Annotated in this window: 16 protein-coding genes and 1 pseudogene; 9 read left to right on the top strand and 8 right to left on the bottom strand. The window is 73.3% G+C overall.

Going from position 1 to position 15619, the window contains the following annotated elements; all coding sequences use genetic code 11:
* The first annotated feature begins 155 nt into the window (after positions 1–155).
* Both ACLQ2V_RS00340 and fabG read left to right on the top strand, forming a co-directional pair.
* Positions 156–1808: an alpha-amylase family protein gene (locus ACLQ2V_RS00340; RefSeq protein WP_425716305.1), complete on the top strand. Its 1653-nt coding sequence runs from the start codon at positions 156–158 to the stop codon at positions 1806–1808.
* Positions 1809–1862: 54 nt separating this feature from the next.
* Entirely contained in the window at positions 1863–2621 is a 759-nt protein-coding gene (gene fabG, locus ACLQ2V_RS00335; RefSeq protein WP_425716304.1) for a 3-oxoacyl-ACP reductase FabG, read from the top strand.
* Between the two features lie 68 nt (positions 2622–2689).
* On the opposite strand, the gene ACLQ2V_RS00330 is transcribed toward fabG, so the two are convergent.
* Positions 2690–2914 carry a hypothetical protein gene (locus ACLQ2V_RS00330; protein ID WP_425716303.1) on the bottom strand — a complete coding sequence of 75 codons (225 nt, stop codon included), beginning with the start codon at positions 2912–2914 and terminating at the stop codon, positions 2690–2692.
* Between the two features lie 3 nt (positions 2915–2917).
* Positions 2918–4120, bottom strand: coding sequence for a helix-turn-helix domain-containing protein (locus ACLQ2V_RS00325; RefSeq protein WP_425716302.1), 1203 nt, complete (start codon positions 4118–4120; stop codon positions 2918–2920).
* Positions 4121–4447: 327 nt separating this feature from the next.
* Between ACLQ2V_RS00325 and ACLQ2V_RS00320 the strand changes: the two genes are divergently transcribed.
* From ACLQ2V_RS00320 to ACLQ2V_RS00305, 4 genes are all read left to right on the top strand, one after another.
* A complete protein-coding gene (locus ACLQ2V_RS00320; protein ID WP_425716301.1) occupies positions 4448–5206 on the top strand; it encodes a helix-turn-helix domain-containing protein in 759 nt (252 codons plus the stop codon).
* Complete coding sequence (locus ACLQ2V_RS00315) at positions 5206–5370, top strand: hypothetical protein (RefSeq protein ID WP_425716300.1); 165 nt, start codon at positions 5206–5208, stop codon at positions 5368–5370. Before ACLQ2V_RS00320 ends, ACLQ2V_RS00315 begins: the two co-directional genes overlap by 1 nt.
* 235 nt (positions 5371–5605) lie before the next feature.
* Entirely contained in the window at positions 5606–6283 is a 678-nt protein-coding gene (locus ACLQ2V_RS00310; RefSeq protein ID WP_425716299.1) for a HEAT repeat domain-containing protein, read from the top strand.
* A gap of 6 nt (positions 6284–6289) precedes the next feature.
* Positions 6290–7387 carry a HEAT repeat domain-containing protein gene (locus ACLQ2V_RS00305; RefSeq protein WP_425716298.1) on the top strand — a complete coding sequence of 366 codons (1098 nt, stop codon included), beginning with the start codon at positions 6290–6292 and terminating at the stop codon, positions 7385–7387.
* Here the strand turns inward: ACLQ2V_RS00305 and ACLQ2V_RS00300 are convergent.
* Together ACLQ2V_RS00300 and ACLQ2V_RS00295 are read right to left on the bottom strand one after the other, a co-directional pair.
* On the bottom strand, positions 7318–7734 hold the full coding sequence (locus ACLQ2V_RS00300) for a hypothetical protein (RefSeq protein ID WP_425716297.1): 417 nt from the start codon (positions 7732–7734) through the stop codon (positions 7318–7320). The two genes, ACLQ2V_RS00305 and ACLQ2V_RS00300, sit on opposite strands and share 70 nt — an antisense overlap.
* Complete coding sequence (locus tag ACLQ2V_RS00295; RefSeq protein WP_425716958.1) at positions 7727–8122, bottom strand: hypothetical protein; 396 nt, start codon at positions 8120–8122, stop codon at positions 7727–7729. The genes ACLQ2V_RS00300 and ACLQ2V_RS00295 overlap by 8 nt, the downstream gene beginning before the upstream one ends.
* Before the next feature lie 191 nt (positions 8123–8313).
* On the opposite strand from ACLQ2V_RS00295, the gene ACLQ2V_RS00290 reads away from it, so the two are divergent.
* Complete coding sequence (locus ACLQ2V_RS00290) at positions 8314–9219, top strand: Gfo/Idh/MocA family protein (RefSeq protein WP_425716296.1); 906 nt, start codon at positions 8314–8316, stop codon at positions 9217–9219.
* A gap of 58 nt (positions 9220–9277) precedes the next feature.
* Here the strand turns inward: ACLQ2V_RS00290 and ACLQ2V_RS00285 are convergent, their stop codons facing one another.
* Positions 9278–9469 (bottom strand): DUF2795 domain-containing protein, encoded by a 192-nt coding sequence (locus ACLQ2V_RS00285; RefSeq protein WP_425716295.1) that lies wholly within the window; start codon positions 9467–9469, stop codon positions 9278–9280.
* A gap of 94 nt (positions 9470–9563) precedes the next feature.
* On the opposite strand from ACLQ2V_RS00285, the gene ACLQ2V_RS00280 reads away from it, so the two are divergent.
* Positions 9564–10820 (top strand): erythromycin esterase family protein, encoded by a 1257-nt coding sequence (locus tag ACLQ2V_RS00280; RefSeq protein WP_425716294.1) that lies wholly within the window; start codon positions 9564–9566, stop codon positions 10818–10820.
* Between the two features lie 56 nt (positions 10821–10876).
* On the opposite strand, the gene ACLQ2V_RS00275 is transcribed toward ACLQ2V_RS00280, so the two are convergent.
* Together ACLQ2V_RS00275 and ACLQ2V_RS00270 are read right to left on the bottom strand one after the other, a co-directional pair.
* Complete coding sequence (locus tag ACLQ2V_RS00275; RefSeq protein WP_425716293.1) at positions 10877–13081, bottom strand: MMPL family transporter; 2205 nt, start codon at positions 13079–13081, stop codon at positions 10877–10879.
* Entirely contained in the window at positions 13081–13671 is a 591-nt protein-coding gene (locus ACLQ2V_RS00270) for a TetR/AcrR family transcriptional regulator (protein ID WP_425716292.1), read from the bottom strand. The genes ACLQ2V_RS00275 and ACLQ2V_RS00270 overlap by 1 nt, the downstream gene beginning before the upstream one ends.
* 147 nt (positions 13672–13818) lie before the next feature.
* Between ACLQ2V_RS00270 and ACLQ2V_RS00265 the strand changes: the two are divergent.
* Positions 13819–14558: pseudogene (locus ACLQ2V_RS00265) on the top strand (ATP-dependent DNA ligase); the annotation flags it as partial.
* Between the two features lie 83 nt (positions 14559–14641).
* Here ACLQ2V_RS00265 and ACLQ2V_RS00260 read toward each other — a convergent pair.
* Positions 14642–15538, bottom strand: coding sequence for a helix-turn-helix transcriptional regulator (locus ACLQ2V_RS00260; RefSeq protein WP_425716291.1), 897 nt, complete (start codon positions 15536–15538; stop codon positions 14642–14644).
* Positions 15539–15619 lie beyond the last annotated feature (81 nt).

Genomic DNA, 15619 nt, shown 5'->3' with positions numbered 1-15619 from the left:
GGATCCTTCCTCGGGGTGCCGTCAGGGGTGTTCCGGCGGATCGGAAGGTGGTACCCCGGTCCGCCGAACTCACACCTGACGGCGGCAGGTTGCGTCCTCCGACACGGGCCCGGCTCACGTTTGGCGAGGAAGCGGATCGGAGAAGTTAGCCGGACATGGGTGACAGGTGGTATTCCGAGGCCGTCGTGTACTGCCTCGACATCGACACGTACGCGGACTCCGACGGCGACGGGGTGGGTGACATCCGGGGCCTGATCGGCCGGCTCGACTACCTGGCCCGGCTCGGGGTGACCTGCCTGTGGCTGCACCCCATCCACCCGTCGCCGAACCTCGACGACGGCTACGACGTCACCGACTTCTACAACGTCGATCCCCGCTTCGGCACCCTCGGCGACTTCGCGGAGCTGCTGCACCAGGCGCAGAACCGGGGCATCCGGGTGATCATCGACCTGGTGGTGAACCACACCTCGGACCAGCACCCCTGGTTCCAGTCGGCCCGCTCCTCGCCCGACTCGCCGTACCGGGACTGGTTCATCTGGTCCGACACCGAGCCCGACGACCGGCACCAGGGCATGGTCTTCCCCGGCGAGCAGGACGAGACCTGGAGCTACGACCGCACCGCCAAGGCCTGGTACTACCACCGCTTCTACAAGTACCAACCCGACCTGAACTTCTCGAACCCCAAGGTGCGCGACGAGGTCAAGAAGATCGTCTCCTTCTGGCTCCAGCTCGGCGTCTCCGGGTTCCGGATGGACGCGGTGCCGTTCATCATCGAGCTGACCGAGCCGGGCAACCCCAACTCGCCGAAGGACTTCGAATACCTCACCGAGCTGCGCCAGCACGTGCAGTGGCGACGCGGCGACGCGGTCCTGCTGGCCGAGGCCAACGTGGAGCCCGACCAGCTTCCGCAGTTCTTCGGCGACGGCAGCGGCTCCGGCAACCGCATCCACATGCTCTTCGACTTCATGCTCAACGGCCGGCTGATGCTCGCCCTGGCCCGCCGGGACCCGGAGGCCGTGATCGAGGCGCTGCGGGACACCCCCACCCTGCCCACCGGCGGGCAGTGGGCCACCTTCCTGCGCAACCACGACGAGATCGACCTGTCCCGGCTCACCACCGAACAGCGCAACCAGGTGTACGCCGAGTTCGGCCCCGAAGAGACCATGCGAATCTACGACCGGGGCATCCGCCGCCGGCTCGCCCCGATGCTCGGCAACGACCGGCGGCGCATCGAGCTGGCGTACGCGTTGCAGTTCTCGCTGCGCGGCACGCCGGTGCTGCGCTACGGCGAGGAGATCGGCATGGGCGAGGACCTGTCGCTGCCCGGCCGGGAGGCGATCCGCACCCCGATGCAGTGGTCGTACAAGCCGAACGCCGGCTTCTCCACGGCCGAACCGGAGAAGCTGGTCCGCCCGGTGATCGACTCCGGCGACTTCTCGTACGAGAAGGTCAACGTCACCGCCCAGCGCGGTGACCCGCGCTCGCTGCTGTCGTGGTTCGAGCGGATGATCCGGACGCTGCGCGAGGCCCCGGAGATCGGCTCCGGCTCCACCTCCCACATCGACGTGCCCGTGCCGGCCGGGGTGCTCGCCCACCGCGCCGACGGGCCGACGGGCACGATGGTCTTCCTGCACAACCTCGGCACCGAGGACGTGGAGGTCGACCTCGGCACGCTCGCCGGTGAGGCGGACATGCCGATCGACGTGCTCGCCGACCGGGGCTACGGCGAGGTGGGCAAGCTCGACTCGCTGAAGCTCGCCGGGTACGGCTACCGCTGGATCCGGCTGCGTCGCGGGGACGCGTTCTGACCCAGCGGTTGGGTAGGCTCCGGTGGTCGCCGTAAGTTACCGGGAGGTAGGGGCATGTCCGAGGAGCAGCGGGTCGCGATCGTCACCGGGGCCGCACGGGGGATCGGGGCGGCCACCGCCTGCCGGCTCGCCGCCGACGGCCTGGCGGTCGCCGTGGTCGACATCGAGGAGTCGGCCACCAAGGACACCGTGGACGCGATCGTGGCGGCCGGCGGCCGGGCGCTCGGCGTCGGCGCGGACGTGGCCGACCGGCCCCAGGTCGAGGCGGCCGTCGAGCGGGTCGCCGCCGAGCTGGGCGCCCCCACCGTGCTGGTCAACAACGCCGGGGTGCTCCGCGACAACCTGCTGTTCAAGATGACCGACGCCGACTGGGACACGGTGCTGGGCGTGCACCTGCGCGGGGCGTTCCTGTTCAGCCAGGCCACCCAGAAGCACATGGTCGAGCGGAAGTGGGGCCGGATCGTCAACCTCTCCAGCACCTCCGCGCTGGGCAACCGGGGCCAGGCCAACTACGCGGCGGCGAAGGCGGGCATGCAGGGCTTCACCAAGACCCTGGCGATCGAGCTGGGCCCGTTCGGGGTGACAGTCAACGCCGTCGCGCCCGGCTTCATCGTCACCGACATGACCGCCGCGACCGCCGCCCGGATGAAGGTCGACTTCGAGGCGCTGCAGAAGCACGCCGAGTCGGAGATCCCGGTGCGCCGCGTCGGCCGCCCGGAGGACGTCGCGCACACCATCGCGTTCCTGGTCAGCGAGGGCGCATCCTTCGTCTCCGGCCAGGTCGTCTACGTCGCCGGCGGCCCGAAGGACTGAACCGCGTCGGCCCGCCGCCTGGTTCCGAGCCAGCGGCGGGCCGGCCCGCCGAACCGCCGGAATGACCCCTAATCCTGCGGGTCGTTCGAGTCGGGCGGGGTCGGCGCGCGACCCTGCCGTACCTTCTCGGCGGAGTCGAGGACATCGCGGGCGGCGATCGCTATCCGGCAGTCCGGGATCCGGCAGGCCAGGCAGCGCCCGTCGCTTCCCGGCAGGTGCCGGCGGAGGATCGTGCGGGCGGTGAGGACCAGTCGGTTGCGGATCTGCGCCAGGGACAGTTGCGGACCGGTCATCGTTCAGCCCACTCCCAGCGCGATGGCGAGGCGGACGGCCGCGGCCGGGGCACGCGGGTCGCGGACGACCTGAACCAGCAGGTCCCGGGCCATTGGCCGATGGCGGATCTCGGCCGGGGCGGTGCAATCGACCTCGACCAGGAGCCGCCCGGCGTTGGCCGGGTCGTCGGTGTGCAGATAGGCGCGGGCGGCGTCGATCAGATGGGCGGCCCGATGCTCGGGGGGCAGCCATCGCCAGCCGTCCTGCTGGGTGACCTGCTTGTGCTGGGCCACCGCCTCCCACACGTCGCCCAGTTCGGCCGCCGCGACGCAACGGGCGAGGTCCACAGCGGCCGGCCCGAATCCGGTGCGGTAATGGTCGTGGCCCTCACCGACCCGGGCTGCCAGTTCGGCAGCCTCATCGATGAGCTCGGCCATCGCCGCGCCGTCCCCGAGTCGGGCGGCGGCCAACGCTGCCTGCACGAGCAGCGTCCCGCACAGGGACAGCTCCGGGGGGAGGCCGAACTCAATCACCGGCGGAGCGATGCGGTATGCGGCGGCGAGCATCGCCGACTTGGCCGTCCGCGCCCACCCGCAGGCGCGTAAGGCCTGACCAAGCTGCATCGCTGCGGCGGCAACCAGCACGCGGTCAGCAGCCGCAGCGATCATCGCCCGGTCGGCGGCCAACCAGGCGAGGTCGGCATCACCGAGCTTGACCAGCAGCGCGGCGGTGATCCGATACGCCTCTACCAGCGGCACTCGACCCGCCTCAGGGCCAACGGCGTGGGTGCGCTCCGCGTCCCCCAGCAGGTCGGGCAGCAGATCGATCACTTGCTCGTAACGGGCGTGCCGGAAGGCCGTCCAGGCGTGCGCTACCTGAGGAATCAGCCGTCCAGGGGGGAGCACCGGGCGGTGGCCCGCCGGTCTTTGCATTGCTGTCTCGTAGCGGGACAGCGCCGCTCGGATGCGCTCGACGCCTACGGCCCGTGCGGTCGCCTCGGCGGACCGGGTGTCCCCGTTGAACAGCACGGCCGTGTCGATACGTAGGACGGCGGCAATGTTCTGGAGGGTCGACACCTTGTCGAGGGATCGGACGCCCCGCTCAACCTTGTCCACCCAGCTCTTCGACTTCCCCAGGCGATCGGCGAACACCTGCTGCGACAGCTTCCGCCGCCCCCGCCAGTACGCCACTCGCCGCCCGATGGGCAGGAGTTCATCGCTGCCCACGCCGCCACCGCCGTTCCGGCACCGCCCGGGTCGTCTCCTCCACCGGTATCCGCTCCGCCTCAGCCAGCGCCAGAATGCGCAGCTTCGCGGCCTCTCGCTCCGCAGCCTGAGCCTGCTCGCTCCGGCACGCCGCCGGTTCGTCGTCATGACGCCGCATCGCGCCTCCATCGGTTAGTGCCATGGTGGTGAACTCGGTTGCTGTACCGGTTCGAGCCGACGAGACTCGTCGTCCTGTAACCATGACGTCGGGACGTCGCCCACCGCGACGACACGGGCCACGACAATCCGGTCACATATCCGGCGACATTTCGGCGACATGGCGCTACCGTGACGGGCATGACCGCTCCGAACACCGCCCTCCGCGCCGTTCGCACCGGGATGCGCATGAGTCAGGACGACTTCGCACGTGCCCTGCAAGCCGTCGGCCACCGGGTCGGCGAGCCCAACGACGCCAACAAGAGACTCGTGCAGCGGTGGGAGTCCGGCGCGACAGCCGCGCCGCGCCCTCTCTACGCCCGTGCGCTGGAGGTCGTCACCGGCCTACCCATCTCGCTGCTCGGCTTCGCCTCCGTGCCGGACAGCCACGTCGTCAGCGACCAGGGCGACGGCCACGACCTGACCTCACCGTTGTCCAGCCTGGCCACCCCGGCACCGACCGCCAAGCCGGCGACGGGCCACAGGTCGTACGAGGGCGTCTGGCTCAGCCGTTACCAGTACCACTCCAGCGGCCGGGGGGAGTCCTTCGCCGGGCAGCACTTCGTGGTCGTGCTTCAGCACGGTGACCGGCTGACCGCGCGCAGCCTGCCCGGTTCGGCGACATCGTCGCTGTCGCTGGACCTCACCTTGGACGGCGCGGTTGTCACCGGTACCTGGGTGGAGCAGACCGACCCCGGCGGCTACTACCGGGGTGCCCGCTACCACGGGGCGGTCCAGTTGCTGGCCGAGCCCACCGGTCGACGGCTGGCCGGAAAATGGGTGGGCTTCGGCAAGGACATGGACGTCAACACGGGGCCGTGGGAACTGACCTTCCAAGAGGCTTCGACGTCCAAGGCGACGCTCGATCGATACAACGCAGTACCGGCGTAATGAGCTGGTATGGAGGTGCCATCGTCCCCGCAGACCTGGCAGAAGCGATCGAACGCGCCGAGGACGCCGCAGACGTCGACGCTGCCCGCGAAGCCCTGGCCCGCATCGACGACGGCGACACCCCGATTTCGCTGACCGAGCTGCGCGGCGAGTTGGGCCGGTGATCACCTAGACCGCGCCGACCTACACCGTCCAGGTCGAACGCGTCGCCACCAAGCTCGCCCCCATCGCACGGTTCGGGAAATCCGCAGATTCCGTTCGGAACGGAATAGGCCTATATGGAGAACCGATCACGGGCTGGCGCGGAGGCCTGCTCGCCTCAGCTGGCCGTCTGGTCTGCGGTTCCGCTTGACATTGCCACGGTGACAAGGTCTTGACTGTGGTGCGGAGGTGGTGCCGGTGACCGGGCCGAATCAGGACACGGAAGCGCTGCGCGCCCTGCGCGGGCTGGCGAGCGACGACCCGTCGGTGCGGCTGCGGGCCGCGCTGGCGATCGGCACGGCCCCGGACCCGAGGTGCGTCGACCCGCTCGTCGAGCGCTGCGCAGTCGAGCCCGACTTCCAGGTGCGCGAGATGCTCACCTGGGCGCTCCTGCGCCACGAGCCGTCGCTGACGGTCCCGAAGCTGATCGCCGAGCTGCGCGCGGAGCGTACGCAGGCCCGGAGCCAGGCGTTGCACACGCTGTCCAAGATCGGGGACCGGCGGGCCTGGCCGGCGATCACCCGGGAACTGCTGACCGACGCCGACGACGAGGTGGCGCGCACCGCCTGGCGGGCGGCGGTGGCGCTCGTACCCGAGGGTGAAGAACTCGGGTTGGCCGAGGTGCTGGCCACGCAGCTCGGGCGCGGCGAGCGGGAGACGCAGTTGAGCCTCAGCCGGGCGCTGGTCGCGCTCGGCGAGCCGGTCGTGCCGCTCCTGGACGCCGCCACGGCGAGCCCCGACCCGCAGGTACGTCGGCACGCCGCCGCCACGGAGCGGCTGCTGCGCGACCCGGACGCCGGGTTCGACGCCTCGATCGAGCAGGCGCAGCGCATCGTCGCCCTCGGCTCGCTCGGCGCGCTCGACCCGCAGGGGTGAGCAACGGTGCTGATCGGTGAGGTGGCGCGGCGGTCCGGGGTCAGCGCCCGGATGCTCCGGCACTACGACGCGCTCGGCCTGGTGCGGCCGACGGGGCGCACCGAGGGCGGCTACCGCGAATACTCCGGCGAGGACATCCGGCGGATCTTCCACATCGAGAGCCTGCGGTCGCTGGGGCTGTCGCTGCGCGAGGTCGGCCGGGCGCTGGACGATCCCGGCTTCACCCCGTCGGCGCTCGTCGACGACCTGATCCGCCGGACCCGGGAACGCATCGCGGCCGAGACGGAGCTGCTCACCCGGCTGAGTCGGATCGGTGCCGCCGAACCCACCGACTGGGGCGACGTCCTCCAGGTCGTGGCGCTCCTGCAGGGGCTGGGCTCGGAGAGCGCCGGGCGGCGCCAGCGCGCGGCGCTGACCTCGACCCAGGACGTGCCGCTGCCGGTGGCGGCCCTGGTCGAGGCGGCGCTGACCGAGACGAGCCCGCACGTCGCCGGCGCCCTGCGCTGGGCGTTGGCGCGCGCCAGCGACGACGACGGCGGGGCGGCCCTGCTGGCGGAGGGCCTGGGCTCACCGGTCGCCGAGGTGCGCAAGCGGGCCGTGCAGTCCCTCGCCGAGCTGCCGGACGGTGCGGCGACCGGGCCGCTGCGCGCCGCCCTGGCCAGCCCCGACCCGGTGGTCCGGCGGTGCGCCGCGCTGGCGCTCGGGGCCCGTGGCGGGGCCGACGCGGTCCCGACGCTCATCGACATGATCGTGGCGGGGGCGAACGACGTGGAGGCGGGCGACGCGCTGAGCGTGCTGGCGGGCGATCCCGCGTCGGCGGAGCGGATCGCCGCCGGGCTCGTCGACCGCCTCGCCCCGGGCGGCGACCAGGCTGCCGTACGTCGGCGGCTGGCCCAGGCCCTCGCGGAGATCCCCGGCGAGACGGCGACGGCCGCCCTCGCGGAGCTGGCCGGCGACGACGACCGTGGCGTGGCGCTCACCGCGGCGTACGTCCTCGAACTGCGCCGCCGACCGCAGCGAGCCTCGGCCGGGCGTCAGGGCGTGCGGGCGCGGGTGCGCCAGAGCCAGAGCAGGCCGAGCACCGGCAGCACCAGCGGGACGTAGCCGTACCCGTTGCCGAAGCCCGACCAGACGGTCTCGTCGGGGAAGAGCTCGGGGTCGGCCAGGCTCAGCGCGCCGACGCCGAGGACCCCGACCAGCTCCACCGAGCAGCAGGCCAGCGCCACCCGCCGGCCGGCGTGACCGGCGCGGGCCAGCCCCACGGCGGCCACGATGTAGATCAGCGCGGCCAGCGCCGAGAGCAGGTACGCCACCGGTGCCTCGTCGAACTTCGTGGCGATCTGCAACCCCGCCCGGGAGGTCGCGGCGATGGCGAAGATCAGGTACACCGCGATCAGCAGCCGACCCGGCCCGCTGTTGGTGACCGGCTTGCGGGTCTGCGTCTCAACCACCGACTGCCTCCCAGGTCTGCTGGAGCCGGACCACCACGACGGGGGTGACCAGGCAGACCGCGCAGATGATCGCCGAACCCCAGCGGGTCGGCTCCATCCGGGCCAGCACCCAGGCCAGCGCCGGCAGGCAGACCAGCGTCACCAGGTAGCCGAAGAACGCCCCCGGCTCGCCCGGCCGCTCGCCGCCGCCGAGGGCGACCAGCCCGAGCGCCGTGAGCGCGAGCAGGCCCAGCTCCAACACGGCCAGGCCGGCGAACTGCACCCGGTCCGGCGGCCGGTCGCGCACCGAGGCCACCAGCGCCCACACCGCGAGTGCCAGCGACAGCACGATCGTCGCCGTCGCAAGCACCCCGTCCACCGGCGAGCCGGCGGCAGCGAGGCTGGTCATCGACGGCACCGGGGTCGCAGTCACGGTCACCGGGACAGCCTACTGATCCCCGTGGTGCGCGCCTTCGCCCCGGTCAGCGTGGCGGCGGCCGGGGCGTCGGGGGCCCGCTGCCCCTGCCGGGCGGGCCGGGCGACTAGCGTGGATCACGGGCACCGGAGACGCCGGGGCCGACGACGACAGTGGGAGTCAACGTGCTGCGGTTCGGCTTGTTCGGCACCGGCCACTGGGCGACCCAGACCCACGCGGCGGCGATCGACGCCCATCCCGACGCCGAGCTGGCCGGGGTCTGGGGCCGCAACCCCGACCGGGCGGCGGAGTTGGCCCGGCGGCACGGGGTGCCCGTCTTCACCGAGGTCGACGCGCTGCTCGACGCCTGCGACGCGGTCGCCGTGGCGCTCCCCCCGGACGTGCAGGCCGACATCGCCGTGCGGGCCGCGACGGCGGGCCGGCACCTGCTGCTGGACAAGCCGCTGGCGCTCGACCTCGCCGGCGCCGACCGGGTGGTCGCCGCCGCCGGCTCCTCCGGCGTCGCCTCGGTGGTCTTCTTCACGCAGCGGTTCCACCCGAACGTGACCGGCTTCCTCGCCGCGACCGCCGCGACCGGGGGCTGGCAGCACGCCCGCGCGACGATGTTCGCGTCGATCTTCCAGCCCGGCAACCCGTACGGCGGGTCGCAGTGGCGGCGGGACCGGGGCGCGCTGTGGGACATCGGCCCGCACGCCCTGTCGATCATCGTGCCGGTGCTCGGCCGGGTGAGCCGGGTCGCCGCCGCCGACGGCCCGAGCGGCCTGGTCCACCTGCTGCTCACCCACGACGGCGGGGCGACCAGCACCGTGTCGCTGACTTTGGACGCGCCGCCCGAGGCGGTCACCCGCGACTTCGTCTTCTTCGGGGAGAACGGCGTCACCCAGGCCCCGCCCGGCGACGGCAGCCCGGTGACCGCGTTGGCGACCGCGATCGACCAGCTCGTCGAGGAGGTCGACGCCGGCACCCGCGACCACCACTGCGACGTCCGCTTCGGCCGGGAGGTGGTGGCCGTCCTCGCCGCCGCCGAGACCGCCCGCGCCGAGGCCCGCACCGTCGAGCTGGCCCCCTGACGCGGTCGGCCGAGGGTCGGGCCTGCTGCCCAGGGGCCGGCCGGGAGCCGGGGCGGCCTCAGGCCATGCTGCCGAGGGCCTCGGTCAGCTCGGCGGGGGAGTCGAACGACTCCGCCGGCAGCGCATGCAACAGCTGCAACGTCTCCGTGCTGACGCCGTTCTCCTGACCCCAGCGGACCAGGTCGGCGCGGGAGACCGGGTAGTGGAGCCCGGCCAGGTACTCCCGCAACTCCTCGGCACCGCTCGTCATGTCCGCCGACTACCCGCTGCGCCGCCGGCCATGTGGGTTCCGGTCGCCCCGGTCCCGGTCCGTTTGTCCCGGCGGGGGTCGGGTAGCCGCGGACATGCGGGTACAGCGGCTCGGCACGCCGAGCGACTTCGATCCGGTGCTGGAACGGATCGGCGACGCTCGGATCGTCATGATCGGCGAGGCGACGCACGGCACCCACGACTACTACCGGCTGCGTGAACAGCTCACCCGGCGGCTCATCGCCGAGCGGGGCTTCTCCTTCGTCGCGGTCGAGGGGGACTGGCCGGACTGCGAGCGGGTGCACCGCTCGGTCGTCGCCGCCCCCGGCGGCCTCGCCGATCCGCAGGCCGCCCTGGAACGGTTCGTGCGCTGGCCGACGTGGATGTGGGCGAACGTCGAGGTGGCCCGCTTCTGCCGGTGGCTGCGGGCGTGGAACCTGGACCGGCCGCCCGCGCAGCGGACCGGCTTCCACGGGCTGGACGTCTACAGCCTCTGGGAGTCCATGCAGGCGATCTTCGACTACCTGGGCGAGGAGGAGCCGGCCGCGTTGGAGGCCGCGCAGGAGGCGTACCGCTGCTTCGAGCCGTACGGGCGGCGGGTCGAGGAGTACGCGTCGGCCAGCCGCTTCGTCTCCGCCCGCTGCGAGGAGGAGGTGGTGCGGATGCTGGCGCGTACCCGCGAACGCGCCGCCTCGGACGGCCCGGACGGCCTCTCGGCGGTGCAGAACGCGGAGGTGGTGGCCGGCGCGGAGCGCTACTACCGGGCGATGGTGGCCGGCGGCCCCCAGTCGTGGAACGTGCGCGACACCCACATGGCCGACACCCTGGACCGGCTGCTGGCCTTCCACGGCCCGCAGGCGCGGGGCGTCGTCTGGGCACACAACACCCACGTCGGCGACGCGCGGGCCACCGAGATGGCGGCCGACGGGATGGTCAACATCGGCCAGCTCGCGCGGGAGCGGCACGGGGCGCACGACGTGGTGCTGATCGGCTTCGGCGGCTACCGGGGCGCGACCATCGCCGCGCCGAGCTGGGGGTCGTCGGCGCGGGAGCTGGCGGTGCCGCCGGCCCGGTCCGGGTCGGTGGAGCGGCTGCTGCACGAGCTGATGCCGCAGCGGGCGGTGCTGGTCTTCGGCGGCCCGGACCAGCCCGGCTGGGTCGGCGAGGAGCGCGCCCACCGGGCGATCGGCGTGGTGTACGACCCGAGCTTCGAGTCCTGGGGCAACTACGTGCCGACCCGGCTCGGCGAGCGCTACGACGCCTTCGTCTGGTGCGACGACACGACCGCCGTGCACCCGCTGCCGGCGCTGCGCACGTCCGGCGAGCTGGAGACGTACCCGGCGGGGGTGTGATGCGGCGGGGCCCCGCCCGCCGATGTGGCGGACGGGGCCGGCGAAGGCCGGGTCGGTCAGGCTGGCTTCTTGTCGGCGAGGTGGGCGCGCAGCCCCTCGCCCTCGATGTCCACGTTCGGCAGGATCTTGTCGAGCCAGCGGGGCAGCCACCACGCCGACCTGCCGAGCAGCGACATCACCGCCGGGACGATGGTCATCCGGACCACGAAGGCGTCGACGGCGACGCCGATCGCCAGCGCGAAGCCCATCGACTTGATGATCGGGTCTTCGAGGAAGACGAAGCCGCCGAAGACCGACATCATGATCAGCGCGGCGGCGGTGACCACCCGCGCGCCGTGCCCCATCCCGTTGACGGTGGCCTGCTGCGCGGTGTCGCCGTGCACGAAGTCCTCCCGCATCCGGGAGACCAGGAAGACCTCGTAGTCCATGGCCAGGCCGAAGAGGATGCCGATGAGCAGGATCGGCAGGAAGCTGACCAGCGGGCCCGGGCTGTCCAGGCCGACCAGGTCGGCCAGGTGCCCCTGCTGGAAGATCGCGACGGTGATGCCGAACGTCGCCGCGACGGTGAGCAGGAAGCCCAGCGCCGCCTTGACCGGCACCAGGATCGACCGGAACACCAGCATCAGCAGCAGGATCGACAGGCCGACGACCAGCAGCAGGTAGACCGGGAGGGCGTCGGAGAGCTTCTCCGACACGTCGATGCCGATGGCGGTCGCGCCGGTCAGCAGCACCTCCGCGCCGGTGACGTCGGCGGCCTGCCGGCGGATGTCCTGCACCAGATCCTCGGTGGCCTTGTCGGTCGGCCCGCTCTTGGGGATGACCCCGAGCAGCGCGGTCCGCCCGCTGGCGTCGGTCTGCGGCGGGGCCACGGCGAGCACGCCGGGCAGCTGCTGGACCTGCTGGGCGACCTGCCCGGCGGCGGCCCCGGTGGCCTGCGGCGAGTCGGACGTGACGACCAGCGCGAGGCGGCCGGTGAAGCCCGGCCCGAAGCCCTCCCGGACCAGGTCGCTGTTCACCCGGGCCGGCGAGCCGGCCGCGGCGGTGCTGGGGTCCGGCAGGGCCAGCCGCATGTCGGGGGCGGGCAGCGCGAGCAGGCCCAGGCCGATCAGCGCGACCAGGATCACCGGCACCCGCAGCCGGGTCACCAGGCGGGCCCAGCGGAAGCCGAAGCCGCTGCGGTCCTCGGCGGCGGCCGCCGCCTCGGGGGTGTCGGTCGCGCTGGCCGCCTCAGGGTTCGCCGCCTCGGCCTTGCGCAGCTTGCGGGGGAGCACCCTGGCGCCGGCGAAGCCGAGCAGGGCCGGGGCGAGGGTGATCGCGACCAGCACGGCGACGGTCACCGTGCCGGCGGCGGCCAGACCCATCACGGTCAGGAACGGGATCTGCACCACCGCAAGGCCGGCCAGCGCGATGACCACCGTGGCACCGGCGAAGACCACCGCGGAGCCGGCCGTGCCGACTGCCCGGCCGATGGCCTCCTCGGGGGAGTGCCGCTCCAGCAGGTTCTGCCGGTAGCGGGAGGTGATGAAGAGCGAGTAGTCGATGCCGACGGCCAGGCCGAGCATCAGGGCGAGGATCGGCGCGGTGCTGGTCAGCTCGATGGTGCCGCTGAGCGCGAAGAGGCCGGCCATGCCGACGCCGACGCCGATCAGCGCGTTGAGCATGGTCATCCCGGCGGCGACGAGCGAGCCGAACGTGATCACCAGGACGATCGCCGCCACCAGGACGCCCAGCGCCTCGGTCGAGCCGATCTCCGGCTCGCCGTTGAGCACCTCGCCGCCCGGGGCGACCTGCCAGCCCTGCTGCTCGGCCTGCGCGCCCACCTTCTCGTACGCGTCGCGCTGGTCGTCGGTGACGTCGTCGGCGCGGCCGGCGAACTGCACCTGGATCAGCGCGTACCGGCCGTTCGGGGAGATCGACCGGGCCTGGTACGGGTCGACCGCGCCGACCACGCCGGGCAGGGTGGCCGCCTCCTGGGTGACCTGCTTGACCAGGGCCTGCCCCTGCGGCGTGGCCAGTTGGCCATCCGCCGGGGCCTTCAGCGCGATGGTGCCGGTGGCCCCGCTGGCCTCCGGGAACCGCTCGGCCAACAGGTCGATCGCCTGCTGGGACTCGGTGCCGGGCATGGTGAAGTTGCTGGCCGTCGGGCCGCGCAGCGTCGCCGCGGCGAGACCGAGGCCGACGAGTACGACGAGCCAGACGACGGCGACGAGCCGTCGACGGCGTAGCGAGGCCCGGCCGAGCCGGTACAACAGGGTCGCCATCAGATGTCTTCCTCGGTGATTGGGGAGTGGGGCGGTGGTGGAGTCGGTCCAGGGGTTTCCAGCGCCCGCCGGACCAAACCGAGCAGGGCGTCGCGCAGCTCACCGTCGGCGACGTCGCCGAACTCGCCGCACGTCTCGGCGATCCCGGCGAGGACGACCAGCGCCGCGATCCGGGCCGCCGGGCGGGTCGAGTGGCCGGCCAGCGCCACGATCAGCCGGTCGGAGATCCGCTGCACGTCCGCGAAGGCCGGCTGCCGGAGCAGCTCGGGGAACTCCCCACGGAGCAGGGCGATCTTGCGTCGGAAGCGCACCGCCAGGTCCACGAAGCCCTCGCCGGCGACGCGCTGCGCGTCCGCCCCGGTCAGCCCGACGAGGGCGTCGTCCAGCTCGTGCAGGGCCACCAGCCCCGGGGCCATCAGCTCGGTGAGCAGGGCTTCCTTGCTGGCGAAGTGGTAGAGCACGCTCGCCTTGGAGATGCCGACCTCGCGGGCGATGTCCTGCAACGAGGTGCCCTTGTACCCGGTCGCGGCGAACTGCCGCGTCGCCGCCGCGAGGATCTCGGCGTGGGTCTCGGGGGTGGCTCGGGCCATGCCGTCCAGCATGCCTGACCGATCGGTCAGGCGCTGACCGATCGGTCAGGAAGGTGGGCTTCGCCACATCGGGCCGCCCGGCCGCCGCTCGGCGCGGCGTCGGCGGTTCCGGTTGCCGACGCGCGGCCGGGCGACCAGGGTGGGGTGATGAGCGGCGCGGAGCAGACCCGGGACGGGGTGTCGCTGACCAACCTCGACCAACCGTTGTCCCCGCGGACCGGGGCCACCAAACGGGACCTGGTCGACTACCTCGACGCGGTGCACCCGCGACTGGTGGCGGTGCTGCGCGACCGGCCGCTGTCGGTGGTGCGGGCGCTGCGCGGGCAACCGGCGTTCATGCAGAAGAACCTGCCGAAGTACACGCCGGACTGGGTGCGCCGGGCGGCGGTCTGGGCCGAGGCGTCGCACCGCGCGGTGTCGTACGCCCTCTGCGACGACCGGCGCACGCTGCTCTGGTTCGCCAACCAGCGGGCCGTGGAGTACCACCCGACCTGACCACCGCCGGCCGTCCGGGCCACCCGACCCACCTGGTGCTGGGCCTCGACCCGCCGGAGGGGGCCGCCTTCGGCGTGGCCGTGGCCGCCGCCCGGCTGGTCCGGCAGGCGCTCGCCGACGCCGGGCTCACCGGGGCGGTCAAGACCAGCGGGGCGAAGGGGCTGCACGTCTTCGTCCCGGTCGACCCGGCCACCGACGCCGAGGAGGCCGCCGCCGCCACCCGGGCCCTGGCCGTACGCGCCGAGCGCCTCGACCCGGCGCTCGCCACCACCGCCTTCATCCGCGCCGACCGGGGCGGCCGGGTCTTCGTCGACTCCACCCGTTCCGGCGCGGCGAGCGTGGTGGCCGGGTACAGCCCTCGGTTGCGCCCGGGGCTCCCGGTGTCGTTCCCGGCCGGGCCCGCGCCCGCCGCGCCGCGGACTGAGCGGCCACCCGCCCGCCGCGCCGCGGACTGAGCGGCCACCCGCCCGCCGCGTCACCGTGCTCCGGTGTCCGTCTCGTCGGTGGCCCCCGTGGCGGCCGTGGCCGGCGTGGCGTCCGTCGGGAACTCCTCGACGCCGAGCACCCGCAGCAGGTCCAGCCGCTCGCGGGCCTCGGCGTCGGCCGGGGTGAGCACCAGCAGCTGCTGCCGCTGGTCGGGCGTCACCAGGGTCTCGCAGTCCAGCACCACCCGGCCCACCCGAGGATGCACCAGGGTCTTGCGGTCGGACCGCCGGACCGCCACCTCGTGCTCGGCCCAGAGCCGGTCGAACTCGGCGCTGGCGGCCCGCAACCGGTCGACCAGCCCGGCGACGACGGGGTCACCCGAGCGCCGGCCGGCCGCCGCGCGCAGGTCGGCCACGAGCCGACGGGCCTGGTGCGGCTGCTCCTCCGGCGGGTGGCCGGCGCGGGTGTCGGGGTCGGTGAACCAGCGGTACACGTGGTAACGCCGGTCGCCGGTCAGCCCGGTGTAGTCGCCCATCAGCACCACCGCCGCCCGGTTCTGGGCCAGCGCCTCGCCCAGGTCGGACAGGACCAGTGCCGGGGTGTCGCCGAGCAGGTCGAGCATGCGGACCAGGCCGGCGCGGGCCAGCCGGGCCAGCCCCTCGGCGGGCGGCGGGCGGTGGCCGGCCATGTGGAACAGGTGGGCGCGCTCGTCGTCGGTCAGCCGCAACGCCCGAGCCAGCGCGCCGAGCAGTTGGGTCGACGGCTGGCTGCTGCGCCCCTGCTCGAGGCGGACGACGTAGTCGACCGACATGCCGGCGAGCATGGCCACCTCCTCGCGGCGCAGCCCGGCGGTGCGGCGGCGAGGGCCGCCGGCGATGCCGACCTCGGCCGGGCGGATCGCCTCGCGGCGGCGGCGCAGGAAGTCGGCGAGTTCGGCACGCTGCATGACGCCATGCTCCCTCGCGGTCGCCGGGTCGATCCAGGGAGGCGCGCTCCCATGATGAACGCTCCGCTACCGGCCGTACCG

The sequence above is a fragment of the Micromonospora sp. DT233 genome (assembly GCF_049841815.1).
Classification (GTDB): Bacteria; Actinomycetota; Actinomycetes; order Mycobacteriales; family Micromonosporaceae; genus Micromonospora.
Note: the sequence above shows the minus strand (reverse complement) of the source record. Positions and strands in the feature narration are given on the sequence as shown.